The organism is Ruegeria sp. BJ6 (genome assembly GCF_056537885.1).
Genome location: NZ_JBQFSG010000014.1, coordinates 21,316 through 35,800 on the forward strand (window position 1 = coordinate 21,316; position 14,485 = coordinate 35,800).

Annotated in this window: 19 protein-coding genes; 12 read left to right on the top strand and 7 right to left on the bottom strand. The window is 58.7% G+C overall.

Annotated features, from left to right (window positions below; genetic code table 11):
• The first annotated feature begins 33 nt into the window (after nt 1-33).
• From ACR0D6_RS20900 to ACR0D6_RS20915, 4 genes are read left to right on the top strand one after another with little or no spacing between them, the layout of a single operon-like run.
• Entirely contained in the window at nt 34-906 is an 873-nt protein-coding gene (locus ACR0D6_RS20900) for a carbohydrate ABC transporter permease (protein ID WP_039543053.1), read from the top strand.
• Nucleotides 899-1,798: a carbohydrate ABC transporter permease gene (locus ACR0D6_RS20905; protein ID WP_480766959.1), complete on the top strand. Its 900-nt coding sequence runs from the start codon at nt 899-901 to the stop codon at nt 1,796-1,798. Before ACR0D6_RS20900 ends, ACR0D6_RS20905 begins: the two co-directional genes overlap by 8 nt.
• Nucleotides 1,799-1,803: 5 nt before the next feature.
• On the top strand, nt 1,804-2,901 hold the full coding sequence (locus tag ACR0D6_RS20910; protein ID WP_170656310.1) for a sn-glycerol-3-phosphate ABC transporter ATP-binding protein UgpC: 1,098 nt from the start codon (nt 1,804-1,806) through the stop codon (nt 2,899-2,901).
• 4 nt (nt 2,902-2,905) lie between these two features.
• Entirely contained in the window at nt 2,906-3,772 is an 867-nt protein-coding gene (locus ACR0D6_RS20915; RefSeq protein ID WP_480766960.1) for a glucokinase, read from the top strand.
• 6 nt (nt 3,773-3,778) lie between these two features.
• On the opposite strand, the gene ACR0D6_RS20920 is transcribed toward ACR0D6_RS20915, so the two are convergent.
• A complete protein-coding gene (locus ACR0D6_RS20920) occupies nt 3,779-4,387 on the bottom strand; it encodes an MlaC/ttg2D family ABC transporter substrate-binding protein (RefSeq protein ID WP_480766961.1) in 609 nt (202 codons plus the stop codon).
• Nucleotides 4,377-5,174, bottom strand: a complete 798-nt coding sequence (locus ACR0D6_RS20925; RefSeq protein ID WP_480732160.1) for an MlaA family lipoprotein — start codon at nt 5,172-5,174, stop codon at nt 4,377-4,379. The genes ACR0D6_RS20920 and ACR0D6_RS20925 overlap by 11 nt, the downstream gene beginning before the upstream one ends.
• A gap of 329 nt (nt 5,175-5,503) precedes the next feature.
• Here ACR0D6_RS20925 and ACR0D6_RS20930 point away from each other — a divergent pair, with 329 nt between their 5' ends.
• Genes ACR0D6_RS20930 through ACR0D6_RS20945 form a run of 4 tightly spaced genes read left to right on the top strand, consistent with a single transcriptional unit; the run spans nt 5,504 to nt 8,249 of the window.
• A complete protein-coding gene (locus ACR0D6_RS20930) occupies nt 5,504-5,959 on the top strand; it encodes a RidA family protein (RefSeq protein ID WP_480732162.1) in 456 nt (151 codons plus the stop codon).
• Entirely contained in the window at nt 5,956-6,726 is a 771-nt protein-coding gene (locus ACR0D6_RS20935; RefSeq protein WP_480766962.1) for a glycerophosphodiester phosphodiesterase family protein, read from the top strand. Before ACR0D6_RS20930 ends, ACR0D6_RS20935 begins: the two co-directional genes overlap by 4 nt.
• 45 nt (nt 6,727-6,771) lie before the next feature.
• The gene (locus ACR0D6_RS20940; RefSeq protein ID WP_480766963.1) at nt 6,772-7,959 is read left to right on the top strand and encodes a GNAT family N-acetyltransferase; all 1,188 of its coding nucleotides are present in this window, start codon (nt 6,772-6,774) and stop codon (nt 7,957-7,959) included.
• Nucleotides 7,956-8,249 (top strand): 4a-hydroxytetrahydrobiopterin dehydratase, encoded by a 294-nt coding sequence (locus ACR0D6_RS20945; protein WP_170656296.1) that lies wholly within the window; start codon nt 7,956-7,958, stop codon nt 8,247-8,249. The genes ACR0D6_RS20940 and ACR0D6_RS20945 overlap by 4 nt, the downstream gene beginning before the upstream one ends.
• Nucleotides 8,250-8,408: 159 nt before the next feature.
• On the opposite strand, the gene ACR0D6_RS20950 is transcribed toward ACR0D6_RS20945, so the two are convergent.
• The 3 genes from ACR0D6_RS20950 to ACR0D6_RS20960 all read right to left on the bottom strand — a co-directional run bounded on the left by ACR0D6_RS20950 (nt 8,409) and on the right by ACR0D6_RS20960 (nt 9,623).
• Entirely contained in the window at nt 8,409-8,756 is a 348-nt protein-coding gene (locus tag ACR0D6_RS20950) for an EF-hand domain-containing protein (protein ID WP_480452910.1), read from the bottom strand.
• 13 nt (nt 8,757-8,769) lie between these two features.
• Nucleotides 8,770-9,015, bottom strand: coding sequence for a hypothetical protein (locus tag ACR0D6_RS20955; protein ID WP_170656291.1), 246 nt, complete (start codon nt 9,013-9,015; stop codon nt 8,770-8,772).
• 122 nt (nt 9,016-9,137) lie between these two features.
• A complete protein-coding gene (locus tag ACR0D6_RS20960; protein ID WP_480452912.1) occupies nt 9,138-9,623 on the bottom strand; it encodes a redoxin family protein in 486 nt (161 codons plus the stop codon).
• Nucleotides 9,624-9,721: 98 nt separating this feature from the next.
• On the opposite strand from ACR0D6_RS20960, the gene ACR0D6_RS20965 reads away from it, so the two are divergent.
• The 4 genes from ACR0D6_RS20965 (at nt 9,722) to ACR0D6_RS20980 (ending at nt 12,416) form a co-directional block, all read left to right on the top strand.
• Nucleotides 9,722-10,933 (top strand): NAD(P)/FAD-dependent oxidoreductase, encoded by a 1,212-nt coding sequence (locus ACR0D6_RS20965; RefSeq protein ID WP_480766964.1) that lies wholly within the window; start codon nt 9,722-9,724, stop codon nt 10,931-10,933.
• The gene (rsmD, locus tag ACR0D6_RS20970; RefSeq protein WP_480766965.1) at nt 10,930-11,490 is read left to right on the top strand and encodes a 16S rRNA (guanine(966)-N(2))-methyltransferase RsmD; all 561 of its coding nucleotides are present in this window, start codon (nt 10,930-10,932) and stop codon (nt 11,488-11,490) included. The genes ACR0D6_RS20965 and rsmD overlap by 4 nt, the downstream gene beginning before the upstream one ends.
• An 86-nt stretch (nt 11,491-11,576) precedes the next feature.
• Complete coding sequence (locus ACR0D6_RS20975; protein WP_480766966.1) at nt 11,577-12,212, top strand: HAD family hydrolase; 636 nt, start codon at nt 11,577-11,579, stop codon at nt 12,210-12,212.
• Nucleotides 12,213-12,236: 24 nt separating this feature from the next.
• Nucleotides 12,237-12,416 carry a hypothetical protein gene (locus ACR0D6_RS20980; protein ID WP_170656281.1) on the top strand — a complete coding sequence of 60 codons (180 nt, stop codon included), beginning with the start codon at nt 12,237-12,239 and terminating at the stop codon, nt 12,414-12,416.
• On the opposite strand, the gene map is transcribed toward ACR0D6_RS20980, so the two are convergent.
• Nucleotides 12,404-13,216, bottom strand: coding sequence for a type I methionyl aminopeptidase (gene map / locus ACR0D6_RS20985; protein ID WP_480766967.1), 813 nt, complete (start codon nt 13,214-13,216; stop codon nt 12,404-12,406). The genes ACR0D6_RS20980 and map overlap by 13 nt on opposite strands.
• A 376-nt stretch (nt 13,217-13,592) precedes the next feature.
• Complete coding sequence (locus tag ACR0D6_RS20990; RefSeq protein WP_480766968.1) at nt 13,593-14,477, bottom strand: LysR family transcriptional regulator; 885 nt, start codon at nt 14,475-14,477, stop codon at nt 13,593-13,595.
• Between the last annotated feature and the right edge of the window lie 8 nt (nt 14,478-14,485).

Here is a 14,485-nt window from a genome sequence, read left to right on the forward strand (position 1 = left end):
TGTGGGGCAGAGCATTTTTCCCCGGAGGCTAAAATGTCCGAATGGCTGGAAAACCACCTGCCCAAGGTGGTGCTGGCACCGTCGTTCATCGCCGTATTGATCTTTGTCTACGGATTTATCGGATGGACTGCGTGGGTGTCGCTGACCCGATCGAAACTGCTGCCGAAATACGAGATCAAGGGCTTCATCCAATATGAACGCCTGTTCGACTCGCCCCGCTGGGATACGGCGATCAACAACCTGTACATCTTTGGCGCGCTGTTCATTGTGATCGCGATGGTGCTGGGTCTGTTGCTGGCGATCCTGCTGGACCAAAAGATTCGCGTCGAAGGGGCCATTCGCACGATCTATCTGTACCCGATGGCACTTTCGATGATCGTGACCGGCACGGCTTGGAAATGGATTCTGAATCCGGGTCTGGGCATCGAATCCATGGTGCAGGGCTGGGGCTTTCCCAATTTCGAATTCGACTGGCTGGTGAACCCCGACTACGCCATCTACACCATCGTAATCGCTGCGATCTGGCAAAGCTCGGGCTTTGTGATGGCGCTGTTTCTGGCCGGTCTGCGGTCGGTGGATGGTGAGATCATCAAGGCCGCGCAGGTCGATGGCATCCCCACATGGCGCATCTATACGGCGATCATCATCCCCTCGATGGCGCCGATCTTTCTGTCCGCCTTCATCGTGCTGGCGCACCTCGCGATCAAAAGCTTTGACCTTGTCATCGCCCTGACCGGCGGCGGTCCGGGTTATGCGACCGATCTGCCGGCCACGTACATGTACGCCATGGCGTTTTCGCGCGGTGACATCGGTCAGGCGGCGTCATCCGCGATGATCATGATGCTGGTCGTCTTTGCCATCGTGGTTCCCTATCTTTATTCAGAGCTGAGGGCGAAAAATGACTGATCTGTCGATGCCCCAAACCCGCACCCGCAGCCAAAGCGCAACCGGCAAGATTGCCCTGCGCTGGCTGCTCTATATCCTGCTGGGCCTGTTCGCGCTGTATTATCTGATGCCGCTTTTCGTGATGTTGACCACATCGCTGAAAAGCCTTGAGGAGATTCGCACCGGGTCCCTGATCTCGCTGCCGCGCGAAGTGAGCTTCGACGCCTGGAAAACTGCGTGGTCCGGTGCTTGTACCGGTATCCAGTGCGAAGGTCTGCGGCCCTATTTCTGGAACTCGGTCCTGATCGCGGTGCCTGCGGTTGTTCTGTCGACCCTGTTGGGAGCGCTGAATGGTTATGTCGTGGCGCAGTGGCGGTTCAAAGGGGCCAACATCATCTTCTCGCTGATGCTGTTTGGTTGCTTCATCCCGTTTCAGGTCGTGCTGCTGCCGATGGCGCGCCTGTTGGGCATGATGGGGATCGCGGGGACCATTCCGGGCCTGATCTTCGTGCACGTGATCTATGGACTGGGCTTCACCACGCTGTTTTTCCGCAATTACTATGTCACCATTCCGTCCGAGCTGACCAAGGCGGCCCGTGTCGATGGGGCAGGCTTCCTGCGGATTTTCTGGTCGATCTTCCTGCCGCTGTCACTGCCCATCATCGTGGTGACCGTGATCTGGCAGTTCACGCAGATCTGGAACGACTTCCTGTTCGGCGTGTCGTTCAGCCAGGCGGGAACGCAGCCCGTGACCGTTGCACTCAACAACATCGTAAACTCCACCACCGGCGTCAAAGAATACAACGTCGACATGGCTGCCGCGATCATCGCGGGGCTGCCAACGCTGCTCGTCTATGTCGTTGCCGGTAAGTATTTCATCCGCGGCCTGACCGCTGGCTCAGTGAAGGGATAAGACCCATGGCTCCCATCCTTGATATCAACAAACTCTACAAGAACTACGGCCCTGTCGAAATTCTCAAGGACATCAACATCTCGATCGATCCGGGCGATTTTCTGGTGCTGGTCGGGCCTTCGGGCTGCGGTAAATCCACCCTGCTGAACTGCATCGCAGGGCTGGAGGAGATCACCGGCGGCACCCTGTCCATCGGCGGCAACGACATGACCCATGTCAGCCCCAAGGATCGCGACATCGCCATGGTGTTTCAGTCTTACGCGCTTTACCCGACGATGACCGTTGCCAAGAACATTACTTTCGGCATGAAGGTGCGTGGCGTCGATCAGGCCACGCAAGAGGCCAAACTGAAAGACGTGGCCTCGCTGCTGCAGATCGAACCGTTGCTGAACCGCCGCCCTAGCCAACTGTCGGGCGGACAGCGGCAGCGGGTTGCGATGGGCCGGGCGCTGGTCCGCGACCCCAAGCTGTTCCTGTTCGATGAGCCGCTGTCCAACCTTGACGCCAAGCTGCGGGTTGAGATGCGGACCGAAATCAAGAAGCTGCACCAGACGCTGGATGCTTCAATCGTTTATGTCACTCACGACCAGATCGAGGCGATGACGCTGGCTACCAAGATCGTGGTGCTGAAAGGTGGCGTCGTGCAACAGATCGGCAGCCCGGCTGAAATCTACAACAATCCGGCCAACCTGTTTGTTGCTGACTTCATGGGCTCGCCAGCAATGAACCTGATCCCGGCCAAGGCCGAGCGCAATGGCACCGGCACGCATATCTCCATCGCGCGCGGATCAGGTGCGCCGATCGTTCTGACAGACGCGCGCAATCCGGACCTGCCGCAGGACGTCATTTTGGGACTGCGTCCGGAAGACATTGCCGAGGCAGGTTTTCGCGCAGGCGCAGGCGTGCAGGAGGCTGAATGCCTTGTCGACATGGTCGAACCCGCCGGGGCCGACACCTATGTGGTCTCAGAGCTGGGCGGCAAACAGGTGACGGCACGGCTTCACGCCGAAACCAGTGCGCAGGCCGGTCAGATGCTGAACCTTGCATTCGACATGAGCAAGGTGTCCTATTTCGCAAAGGAAAGCGGCGAAAGGTTGAACTGACTCCATGCGTCTGGTTGCGGATCTGGGCGGCACCAATGTTCGGTTTGGTCTGGTTTCGGGCGGGTCCCGGCCTGACCACGTGGAACGGCTGCGCAATGATGACTTTGACAGTTTTTCGGATGCGCTGTCCCGGTATTGGGCCGGGACGGGGCTGCCCCATCTGGATGAGGTTGCGATTGCCATCGCTGGCCCGGTCATCGGAGACAGGGCGCGGCTGACCAACCGCGACTGGACCATCGACGCGCACCGGATCAGCGACGAATTGGGCGGTCCTCGGATCAGGCTTCTGAATGACCTCAACGCGCTGGGTTACGCGGTGCCGCACCTCACTGGCGAAGATGTGGAATTGCTGACACCGGAATGCCCGGCCGAGACAGACGTCAGGCAGGCGCTGGTCGCAGGTATCGGCACCGGCTTCAATGTCAGCCCGGTTCTGAATACCGGCACATCGATCTTTTGCCCGGTGTCCGAGGCCGGCCACACAGTGATGCCCGCCGATATCGCGGATCGCCTGAAAGCGGATTTCCCGGACCTGCCGCAAATGCCGACGGTCGAGCATTGTTTTTCGGGCCGCGGCTTTGCCCTGTTGCGCGGGAAGTGGGAGGAACGGTCGGATTACCCCTCATTCCTCAACTACTACGCGGAACTGATGGGTCTGCTCTGCCGCAATCTGTTGCTGGGGTTCATGCCCATGTCCGGCATCTACTTCGCTGGAGGCGTTGCCCGCGAGGTTCTGCAATCCCCTGCACGGGCAAGATTTGCGCAGGTGTTCAACAGCCCGTTTGACCTGTCAGACAATCTGGAAGCGCCCGCATACCTGATTGTGGACGACACCGCCGCACTGCGGGGATGCGCGGCAGTTCATATCTGAGTGAACTCAACCGATATTGTTTAGGTCTTTGATCAGCTGGTTCAGATTGCCCTTGCGCGCATCCAGCAGGGCACCGATCTCGGTCCGTTCGGTCAACAGCATGTTCACGCCTTCGATGAACATGTTGTAGAACTTGTCCTTGCCCGATTTGTCCGACACCAGGAACGTCACCTCGAACGGTGCCTCGCCCCGCAGCTTGACGCTGCTGCGTACTTCGTATCCGGCCTTGATCTTGCGGGCGTTCTTGACGGTTACTTCACCGCCGATGAATTCGCGGAACCGGCGACCGTATTTGCGCGCGATGTAACCCTGAAACGCTTTGGTGAACTGGCGGATTTGCGCCGAACTTGCGGTACGTGCATCAGGCCCCAGCGCATAGCGGGCCATGATCGGCACATCGGCGTATTGCGAGAAGATCTTTTCGAAATCCCGCAGCATGGCCTTTTCCGATTTGCCCGAGTCGATTACCCGGTTGATGTCGGCAACCACGCTGTTGACCAGTTGCTTGGCACCGTCCTCGGTCAGGGCCAAGGCAGGCAGAGGAAGTGCGGCAAGGCTCAGGCCCGCGACTGCGGTGGCGACAAATGTGCGGCGGTCAATCGGGTTATTCAGCATAAGGGTCCTCGTAGGGGTCTAGGTAGGGGTCCCTGACAGGGTCGGTGCCGGTATCGGCATAGGGATCGGTGTAAAGCCCTAGATAGGCGTCTTCGTCGTCTCTTGCCAGTTCGAACCGGCGGTTTTGCAGATAGATCAGGCGCGCCTGCGCGTAACTGTCTGCGCTGCCATACAGAATTGAATCGACCGTATCCGAGAATCGACCCCGGTCGCCCATGCGGCGCACCACCTCGGCATAAAGTCCCAGATTGTCCACCGGGCGCGTCGGCGCGAAATCAATGGGGTTGGTGAACAGGTTGACCACAACGCCAACCGCGTCACGGGTTGTCGATGGCCCGTACAGGGGCAGCTCGACATATGCACCTTCACCAAAGCCCCAGGCGTGCAGCGTTTCGCCAAAATCGGTATCGACCTGCGGGATTTCAAAATCGCTTGCCGGATCGGCGAGCCCGGCAAAGCCGACGGTCGAATTGATCGTGAACCGCAACAACGCGATGCCCATCTCTTTGGGTTTACCCTGCAGCAGATAGTCGACCGCCTGACCTGGCAACGAGATATTCTCGGCGAAATGGTTGAAACTGGTCACCATCGGTTCGGGGATGATCCGGACATACCCCTTCGAGGCAGGGCGGAAAAAGAACCTGTCGACGCCAAGATTGAATTTGTGGATGGACCGGTTGGTTTTTTCGTAGGGGTCGAAAATCTCGCCGCGTGCCACTTCGTCGGCGGGTGCTTTGGCGCAGGCCGACAGCGCCGTAACCGCGGCCAGAACGAATAGATGTTTCAAACGGGCTCTGCTCAACACGGTTCTTCGCTACTCCACGACATCCGGTGATAACGGGCCGGACGGTTCATTTCAAATTGGCCTCGGAATCAAAACGATTTACGGCTTTTGGGGTGACATAATCGTTTCGCGGCGGATTTGGAACCGCCAAGCGTGTAACCCGCATTCACGTTCGGCGTAAAGTGACCGCAGTTCAACAGCCGTAAATGAGAGGAGTTGCGCGCAAATGTGCGTTCGGTCGGAAAAAGCGGGCCAAGGTGCCGGATTTGCGCTTTCCGAAATCTTCGATCCCGATTAGCGTCCGCGGGATTCGAACAGGGTGAGGAAAAATCATGAGCTTTGCAGCAAATCTCGAAAAACTGGGCGTCAACCTGCCCGACGCACCGGCACCTGCCGCCAACTATGTGCCCTTTGTGAAGATGGGCAACATCGTCTACGTGTCCGGTCAGATTTCCAAGGATGACGACCTGATCACCGGCAAGCTGGGCGACGATATGGACACCGAAGCGGGCGCAGCAGCGGCCAGAGTGTGCGCCATCAATCTGCTGGCTCAGGTCAAGGCGGCCTGTGACGGCGATATCGACCGTCTGGTGCGGGTGGTCAAGCTGACCGGTTTCGTCAATTCGACCGCTGATTTCACGCAACAGCCGCAGGTCATCAACGGTGCATCGGACTTTCTGGTCGAGGCGCTGGGCGATGCAGGTCGTCACTCGCGTTCGGCGGTCAGTGCTGCGTCGTTGCCGCTGGGTGTCGCGGTCGAGATCGAAGGCATCTTCGAGATTCGATGACTCCGGCCCTGCCAGCGTCTTTCTTGCAGCGCCCGATCGCGCATCGGGGGTTGCATGACACCGCCAAAACCCGCCCGGAAAACAGCCGGGCGGCCATTCAGGCTGCCATTGATGCAGGGTATGGCATTGAAATCGACCTGCAAATGTCGGCGGACGGGCGGGCGCTGGTGTTCCACGACTATGACCTTGGCCGCCTGACGGAAAAATCCGGACCAGTGCGGCAAAGATCGGCCGCCGAGGCCGCCGAAATCCGGCTTTTGCATTCCGACGCCGAAGGCATCCCGACGCTGGATGAAATCCTGGCTCTGGTTGCCGGAAAAACGCCGCTTCTGATCGAACTCAAGGATCAGGACGGCGCGATGGGCACCGATACTGGTCCGCTCGAACGGGATACGATCCGGGTGCTGGCGGGCTATGATGGGCCGGTCGCCCTGATGTCGTTCAACCCCCACAGCGTGGCCGAACTGGCGCGACTGGCACCGCACCTGCCGCGCGGCATTGTCACCAGTTCCTATGACCAACGCGAATGGCCACTGTCGCAGGAAACCTGCGATCATCTGCGCGTCATCCCCGATTTCGACAGGGTCGGTGCCAGCTTCATCAGCCACGAAGTTCCTGACCTCAACCGCCCCCGTGTGGCCGAACTCAAGGCGCGGGGGGTACCGGTCCTGTGCTGGACCGTCCGCTCATCCGGAGAGGAGGTTCAGGCCCGCAAAGTTGCCGACAATGTGACCTTCGAGAATTATCTGGCGACGCATTCGACTTGATCCCGGCCTGCACTGTCACAGATAGTGGTCGGGTGCGGAGGGCAGATGGATCAGGCACAAATCGAAGTTCGCGTTCTGGGTTCGCTCTCGCAGATTGCAGAGGCGGAATGGGACAGTTGCGCCTGCCCCGAGGCGGAACAGGGCGGTCGCCCGCTGGACCCGTTCACGACGCACCGGTTCCTGTCGGCGCTGGAAGACAGTGGATCGGTCGGGCCGGGAACCGGCTGGCAACCACAATATCTGACCGCTTATCTGGACGGGATGCTGATCGGCGCCGCGCCGATGTATGCCAAGTCGCACAGTCAGGGCGAATATATCTTCGATCACAACTGGGCGCATGCCTATGAAGGCGCAGGGGGTCGGTATTATCCGAAGCTTCAGATCGCGGTCCCCTTCACCCCCGCAACCGGACGGCGGTTTCTGGTGCGCCCCGGATATGAGGGGATCGGGATGTCGGCGCTGGTGCAAGGCGCGGTGCAATTGGCCGCAGATAACGAGGTATCGTCGCTGCACGCCACCTTCTGCACACAATCCGAGGCTGAAGCCGGTGAGCAGATGGGGCTGCTGCTCAGAACCACGCAGCAATTTCACTGGCTGAACGACGAATACGCTGATTTTGACGGGTTTCTTGCCGCTCTGTCTTCGCGCAAGCGAAAGAACATTCGCAAGGAACGGGCGCAGGCCCGTGAATTTGGTGGCAATATCCGCACCCTGACCGGCAACAACCTGCGACCCGAGCATTGGGATGCGTTCTGGCGCTTTTATCAGGATACCGGATCGCGCAAGTGGGGCTCACCCTATCTGACGCGCCAATTCTTTGATATCGCACAGGAAACCATGGCCGATGACATGGCTTTGGTTCTGGCCGAACGCAATGGATATCCGATCGCCGGGGCGCTGAATTTCATCGGGCGTCAGACGCTCTTTGGCCGTTATTGGGGCTGTGTCGAACATCACCCCTGTCTTCATTTCGAACTGTGCTATTATAGGGCAATCGATTTTGCCATTGCCCATGGCCTCGCCCGGGTAGAAGCCGGCGCGCAGGGTGAACACAAACTGGCGCGCGGTTATCTGCCGACGCCGACGCACAGTCTTCACTGGATCGGAAATCCGGGGTTTTCTGATGCGGTCGCCAAGTATCTGGATGCCGAGGCCCGTGCAGTGGGAGAAGAGATCGAAATCCTGACGGAATACGGCCCGTTCAGGAAATCGAACCCGGAGGAACAGCAATGACCGAACTACTGTCCAACGAGACCCGCGGACCTCTGCTGGACCCGCTGTTCAAGAATGGCTGGACCATGGCCGACGGCCGCGACGCAATCACCAAGACCTTCATCTTCGAAAACTTCGTCGAAGCGTTCGGATGGATGACACGTGTGGCGATATGGGCGGAAAAATGGGACCATCACCCGGAATGGTCGAACGTGTACCGCACGGTCGAGGTTACCCTGTCCACCCATGATGTCGGCGGGCTGTCGGCACTGGATGCCAAGCTTGCGCGCAAGATGGATGCCCTGACGTAGTTCAGGTGCCTGTGCGCCTAAGATGAGCCAGCGCAAAGGCGCAGGCCCAGTTCTGTTTAAACGTTTAGGCTTTAACTTGAGACACGAATACCCTGCTACGCCTACGGCGTTCTAAGGGCATTCGTGTCGCAGAATGCTTCAGGTAAAACCCGAAACGCTTTAGTCCAGCTGTCCGTTGCCGTCCTGATCTGCCGCCGAAAAATCGTCGGCCATCTGCGCGCCGAATTCATCCCGCGTGACCTGATTGTCGCCGTTCTTATCCATCTTGCTGAAATGATCGATGGCGAAATGAGGACGCGTTTCGTCGGCTACAAGCGTGCCGTTCTTGTCCTCGTCCATCGCCTGAAAGGCATAGTCGGAAAAGGCGTCGAACTCTTCCTTGGACAAAAAGCCGTCATTGTTCTTGTCGATGGCGTCCAGATGCGCCTGATTGAGTTCCGCTACATCCGCCAGCGCGACGGATGCGGTCATGGCTGAAACAGCCGCAAAAACCAAACCGAATTTCATTTCGCTGCCTCCCTTAACACGCGTAACGCTGGCCGGACACGGCACCGGCACCGGCACCCGCGGCAGTCAGAATTGCCTGACCGGACCCGCCACCAAACTGATTCCCGATGGCCCCACCAATCAATGCGCCGCCCAGACTGCCGCTGAGGCAGGCGATTTCATGCTGCCGTGCGGCCTGAGCCTGCGGCGTCGGCGCGGGGCCACAGGCGGACAGCGCACCCGCAGCGATCAGCGCCACTCCCAAAATCCTCAATTTCATCAGCATTCTCCCCTGATTGCACCGTGATTATTCCTGTATATGGGGATTGCAGCAAGTGGTTCATATTAAATCTGAATTAAACCGGCAGGATATGGCCCCGGTTAATGCCGGGGCCAGCGCTGTCACATTTTGTCCAGCAAACCTTCACCCGCCGAAATTTCGCAGGCGCCGGGGTTTTCTTCCAGGTTCAGCGCCACGATTTTCCCGTCCTCAACCAGCATGGCATAGCGTTTCGACCTTGCGATCAGACCGGCGGGCGGGGCATCGAAATCCATGCCGATCGCCTTGGTAAACTCGGACCCGGCATCGGCCAGCATGGTCAGGCCCGCCGCGGCCGCACCCGTGGCCTCGCCCCAGGCGTTCATCACGAAGGGGTCGTTGACCGAAACGCAGATGATCTCGTCCACGCCTTTTGCGTCGAATTGCGCCTTTGTGCGGATAAAGCTGGGAACATGCGCCGAATGGCAGGTTGGTGTGAATGCACCGGGTACGGCAAAAATCACCACCTTGCGACCGGCGGTCTTGGCCGACATCTGCACCTGTTCCGGTCCTTCCGCGCCAATCTGTGTCAGCGTTGCATCAGGCAATGTGTCTCCGGCTGAAATCATTTTCCTCTCCCTCAATGTTGGATTTGCGAGTCAGTCCTCTCCGGCATATAGGTGTCGGGGTGGATGTGACCACGGTTTTTCGACTGGGCAGGAGGATTATGAGCCATATTGTCGTGATCGGTGCAGGGCAGGCGGGGGCGTCTCTGGTTGCAAGGCTGCGCAAAGACGGATTTGACGGGGATATCACTCTGATCGGGGCCGAGCCGCATCCGCCCTATCAGCGCCCGCCGCTGTCCAAGGCTTATCTGCTGGGCGAGATGGAGCTTGAACGCCTCTTTCTGCGTCCCGAAAGCTTTTATGACGAGCAGAACATAACCCTGCGTCTGGGCGAACGTGTGAGCGCCATCGACCCGCAGGCCAAAACTGTTTCGATCGGGGACGAAGTCGTGTCCTATGACCATCTGGCCCTGACCACTGGATCCGACCCGCGTCGCCTGCCCGCTGCAATCGGCGGTGACCTCGAAGGCGTGCATGTGGTGCGTGATCTGGCCCATGTGGATAGCATGGGCCCCTGGGTGACCGAAGGCGCAAAAGCGCTGATCGTCGGCGGCGGCTATATCGGGCTCGAGGCTGCGGCGGTCTGTGCCAAGCGTGGGGTCAAGGTGACGCTGGTGGAAATGGCAGACCGTATTCTGCAACGTGTCGCGGCGCCTGAAACCAGCGATTACTTCCGCGCACTGCACACCGGCTATGGCGCTGATATCCGCGAGGGCGTGGGCCTGGACCGGCTTGTCGGCGAGAACGGCAAGGTGACGGGCGCGATCCTCAGCGACGGAACTGAACTGGACGTGGATTTTGCCGTTGTCGGTGTGGGCATTGCACCATCGACACAACTGGCCGAGATGGCAGGGCTTGAATTGGACAACGGCATCAGGACCGACGCACAGGGCCGCACCTCGGACCCGTCGATCTGGGCCGCGGGCGATTGCGCCTCATTCCCGCACCGGGGCGAGCGTATTCGTCTGGAAAGCGTGCCCAACGCCATCGATCAGGCCGAGATCGTGGCCCAGAACATTCTGGGCGCGGACAAGGATTACACCGCGAAGCCATGGTTCTGGTCGGATCAATACGACGTCAAACTGCAGATCGCGGGCCTGAACACCGGCTATGACCGCGTCGTGACCCGCGAGGGCGAAGGGCAGACGGTTTCCTTCTGGTACTACAAGGGCGACCAGCTGATTGCGGTTGATGCGATGAACGATCCGCGTGCCTACATGGTGGGCAAGCGCCTGATCGAACTGGGCAAAACCGCCGATCCTGCGGTGGTGGCCGACCCTGCTGCCGATCTGAAGCCGCTGCTCAAGGCGTGAGGATCATCGCCGGAGCATTCCGGGGTCGCGCTCTGGCCTCGGTCGGCAAGGGGGATGCGGGTGCACACCTGCGTCCCACCACTGACAGGGTGCGCGAAAGCCTGTTCAATGTTCTGACCCATCAGATCGACTTTGAAGGGCTGCGCGTGCTGGACCTGTTCGCCGGGACCGGTGCACTGGGGCTTGAGGCACTGTCGCGCGGTGCAACTCATGTGACCTTCGTTGATGACGGGCGCGCCGCGCAGGGCCTGATCCGCAAGAATATCGACCTGACCCGCAGCGCCACCCAAACCGACCTGATCCGGCGTGATGCAACTCGCCTTGGCGCCAATCCGGGGGCGCCCTGCGATCTCATCTTTCTGGATCCGCCCTATGGCAAGGGGCTGGGCCAAAAGGCGCTGGCCGCTGCGGTCGAAGGGGGATGGGTGGCGGTGAATGCCCTAGTGGTCTGGGAAGAAAACGCCCCTATGCCAGCGCCCGAAGGATTCGATCTGCACGACAGCCGGAAATACGGCGACACGCATATCTCATTGATGTGGCGGGATGTTTCAGACTGAAACGATCCAAGCGCCATTGCGCCGACCGGAACATTGCAAGCCGTCGGGCCTTCTGCCAAACCGCGTATGGCGGACAGGAGGCGTATATGCACGATCTGGTAATCTTCGACTGCGACGGCGTTCTGGTTGATAGCGAGGTTCTTTCAAATCGGGTCATGACCGAAAGCCTTGCCCGCTATGGTCTGAACCTGTCTCTGGCAGAGTGCATGTCATTGTTTGTGGGCTCGACAATGACCAGAGTGCAGGACACGGCGCAGGCCATGGGGGCTGATCTTCCGGGAAACTGGATCGAAGAGGTTTATGATGAAACCTACGCCCGCCTGCGCGACGGCGTGCCCCTGATCAAAGGTATCCCCGAGGTGTTGGCGCATCTGGACGATCACGGCGTTCCGTATTGCGTCGCCTCGAACGGCAGTCCGGACAAGATGCAGATCACACTGGGGCAAAACAATCTTTGGGACCGGTTCCAGAACCGGATGTTCTCTGCCCATGTTCTGGGCGTTGGAAAACCCGATCCAACCCTGTTCCTGACAGCTGCGCAGCAATTCGGGGCCGCTTCATCGGTTGTCATCGAAGACAGTGCCAGTGGCGTTCGGGCCGCAATGGCGGCGGGGATGCGCTGCCTCGGTTACGCCGAGCATGACGATGGCGCAAAGCTCGGCGCATTGGGGGCCGAGGTCTTTCATGACATGGCCGAGGTACCCGCGCTTTTGGGACTTTGATCCGAACGTGCTAGATTAGCGCCCATGGATCAGACATGGACGCCCCGGATGTGGGCACTCAATCAGGATGCCGACATCAAAACGGGGCCCGAGCCAACGCCGCTCCGCGCGCCCGTTTTCATTCATGACGCGGTGACGCCATGGGGCAGGGATACGATGCTTCTGAAGCTCCTGCGGGAACAGAGCAGCGATCAGGATGAATAGGTCGGGTGGAACTTACCGCCGGGCGACAGGGTAAAGATTTCGACCCCATCTGCGGTGACGCCCACCGAATGTTCGAACTGCGCCGACAACGACTTGTCGCGGGTCACGGCGGTCCAGTCATCAGCCAGCGTCTTGGTTTCGGGGCGGCCAAGGTTCACCATCGGTTCGATGGTAAAGAACATGCCCTCTTCCAACTTGGCGCCGGTACCCGGGCGGCCATAGTGCAGCACATTCGGCGGCGCGTGGAATACACGTCCCAGACCATGCCCGCAGAAATCGCGCACAACGCTCATCCGGTGTGATTCGACGTAAGACTGAATGGCGTGGCCGATATCGCCGAAGGTGTTGCCCGGCTTGACCATCTCGATGCCCTTGAACAGGGCGTCATGGGTCACCTGAATCAACCGCTCGGCCTTGCGCGGCAGCTTACCTGCCACATACATCCGGGATGTATCACCAAACCAGCCATCGACGATCACGGTCACGTCGACGTTCAGGATATCGCCGTCCTTGAGCCTTTTGTCGCCCGGAATTCCGTGACAAACCACATGGTTGACCGAGATGCAGCTGGCGTGCTGATAGCCCTTGTAGCCAATCGTTGCCGATTTCGCGCCCGCATCTTCGACCATCTGCGTGATGACGCGGTCGATCTCGGCCGTGCTCTGGCCGGGAAAGACATGTTCGGCAATGTCGTCGAGTATCCGCGCCGCCAAGGCCCCTGCCGCGTGCATCCCGGCAAAGTCACCCTGTTCATAGATGCGGATACCGTCCTTGGTCAGACGTCCACGATGTTCTTTCATCGACGCGGGGCTCCAAAATGTTGCGCAGCATCCTTTTTACGCTGCTTGCGCAGAAAGTACCAGAGGGTGCGGGTTTGTGGGTCCTATCTGTTAGACATGAATGGTTTTTTGAATAAGAGAGATCAAAGGGCAGAAATATCAACCGTACGATCTGTGGATTTGATGTGGAATGACGTCAAAACGCGTTCCATACCCAGATAGGTGAGCTGCTATTCACGATGCCAGAGTACCTCGCTACGCTTGGGAAAATCCGCAGATATTGCCGAAAATTTAGGGATGACCATTGTCTACTACCGGTCATGAATTCTGACCCTGACACGAGGGCTTCATATCAAACCACCAGACTTTGGAGATTGCGACAGAATCCCCAAAAAAGTTACTCCGTTCGCCAATCATCAATACATTCCAAAATGAACGACTTGCACGCATCGGTCTGTTCCCGAAATCGTGTTCTGTTGTGGACATACAAATAGACCTGCCTTTTGTCCGGCAGGTCGGAAACGGAACGAAACGCTATGGTTTCCGGCATAAACCGTGAAACGGTTTGGGGCAGTATCGTGACCCATTTCCCGGTTTTGACCAAAGCAATCAACGAGTATGTGTTGTGCAGAGTTATCGCCGCGCCCTCCATTGCGCTCACGAAGGCTGGGGTTTGGATATTGTCACTCAAAGCGTTCCGCACGAACTGCGCGGCAACCACATCCTCAATTGTCGGAGGGGCAGTTTGCGTGATCAGAGGATGATCCGCAGCACACACTAGTCCGAACCGATCCTCAAACAGGGGGATCGCTTCGACGCCGTTGATCGGGTGGTGACCGGACGCGATCCCGATATCGGCCTCTCCTTCCGCAAGCGCATCCAGAACGCGTTGCGTGTCGGTATCGCGTATCTCGACTTTTAGATTGGGATACCGGGCTGCCAAGATGTCAAGAACGGCCGGAAAGATCAGCGCCCCGACTGATGGGACCGATACAATTCGAACCAGGCCGTGCTCGGTCTTTGCGGCTTCTCCGATGCTGTTTATGGTGTGTTCGAACTGGCGCACCTGTTTCAGTGCCAATTTAAACACTTCCTCTCCCAGCACCGTTAGCCGGTTCTTACGCTCGCCTTCGAACAGCGGCTTACCGATGTGCTGTTCCAACTGCTTCAGTGACATTGAAACAGCGGATTGTGTGCGGCCAAGCCGTTCTGCCGCTTCGGCAAGGTTTCCGGTTTGCGCGACGATGCAGAAGCAGCGCAGCATTTCGATCTTGATCGCCATATTTCAAT

Bases quoted from the DNA above. Each gene is read 5' to 3' on its own strand.
- ACR0D6_RS20900 (WP_039543053.1), top strand. From the start codon at position 34: ATGTCCGAATGGCTGGAAAACCACCTGCCCAAGGTGGTGCTGGCACCG.
- ACR0D6_RS20905 (WP_480766959.1), top strand. From the start codon at position 899: ATGACTGATCTGTCGATGCCCCAAACCCGCACCCGCAGCCAAAGCGCA.
- ACR0D6_RS20910 (WP_170656310.1), top strand. From the start codon at position 1,804: ATGGCTCCCATCCTTGATATCAACAAACTCTACAAGAACTACGGCCCT.
- ACR0D6_RS20915 (WP_480766960.1), top strand. From the start codon at position 2,906: ATGCGTCTGGTTGCGGATCTGGGCGGCACCAATGTTCGGTTTGGTCTG.
- ACR0D6_RS20920 (WP_480766961.1), bottom strand. From the start codon at position 4,387: ATGCTGAATAACCCGATTGACCGCCGCACATTTGTCGCCACCGCAGTC.
- ACR0D6_RS20930 (WP_480732162.1), top strand. From the start codon at position 5,504: ATGAGCTTTGCAGCAAATCTCGAAAAACTGGGCGTCAACCTGCCCGAC.
- ACR0D6_RS20935 (WP_480766962.1), top strand. From the start codon at position 5,956: ATGACTCCGGCCCTGCCAGCGTCTTTCTTGCAGCGCCCGATCGCGCAT.
- ACR0D6_RS20940 (WP_480766963.1), top strand. From the start codon at position 6,772: ATGGATCAGGCACAAATCGAAGTTCGCGTTCTGGGTTCGCTCTCGCAG.
- ACR0D6_RS20945 (WP_170656296.1), top strand. From the start codon at position 7,956: ATGACCGAACTACTGTCCAACGAGACCCGCGGACCTCTGCTGGACCCG.
- ACR0D6_RS20950 (WP_480452910.1), bottom strand. From the start codon at position 8,756: ATGAAATTCGGTTTGGTTTTTGCGGCTGTTTCAGCCATGACCGCATCC.
- ACR0D6_RS20955 (WP_170656291.1), bottom strand. From the start codon at position 9,015: ATGAAATTGAGGATTTTGGGAGTGGCGCTGATCGCTGCGGGTGCGCTG.
- ACR0D6_RS20960 (WP_480452912.1), bottom strand. From the start codon at position 9,623: ATGATTTCAGCCGGAGACACATTGCCTGATGCAACGCTGACACAGATT.
- ACR0D6_RS20965 (WP_480766964.1), top strand. From the start codon at position 9,722: ATGAGCCATATTGTCGTGATCGGTGCAGGGCAGGCGGGGGCGTCTCTG.
- ACR0D6_RS20975 (WP_480766966.1), top strand. From the start codon at position 11,577: ATGCACGATCTGGTAATCTTCGACTGCGACGGCGTTCTGGTTGATAGC.
- ACR0D6_RS20980 (WP_170656281.1), top strand. From the start codon at position 12,237: ATGGATCAGACATGGACGCCCCGGATGTGGGCACTCAATCAGGATGCC.
- map (WP_480766967.1), bottom strand. From the start codon at position 13,216: ATGAAAGAACATCGTGGACGTCTGACCAAGGACGGTATCCGCATCTAT.
- ACR0D6_RS20990 (WP_480766968.1), bottom strand. From the start codon at position 14,477: ATGGCGATCAAGATCGAAATGCTGCGCTGCTTCTGCATCGTCGCGCAA.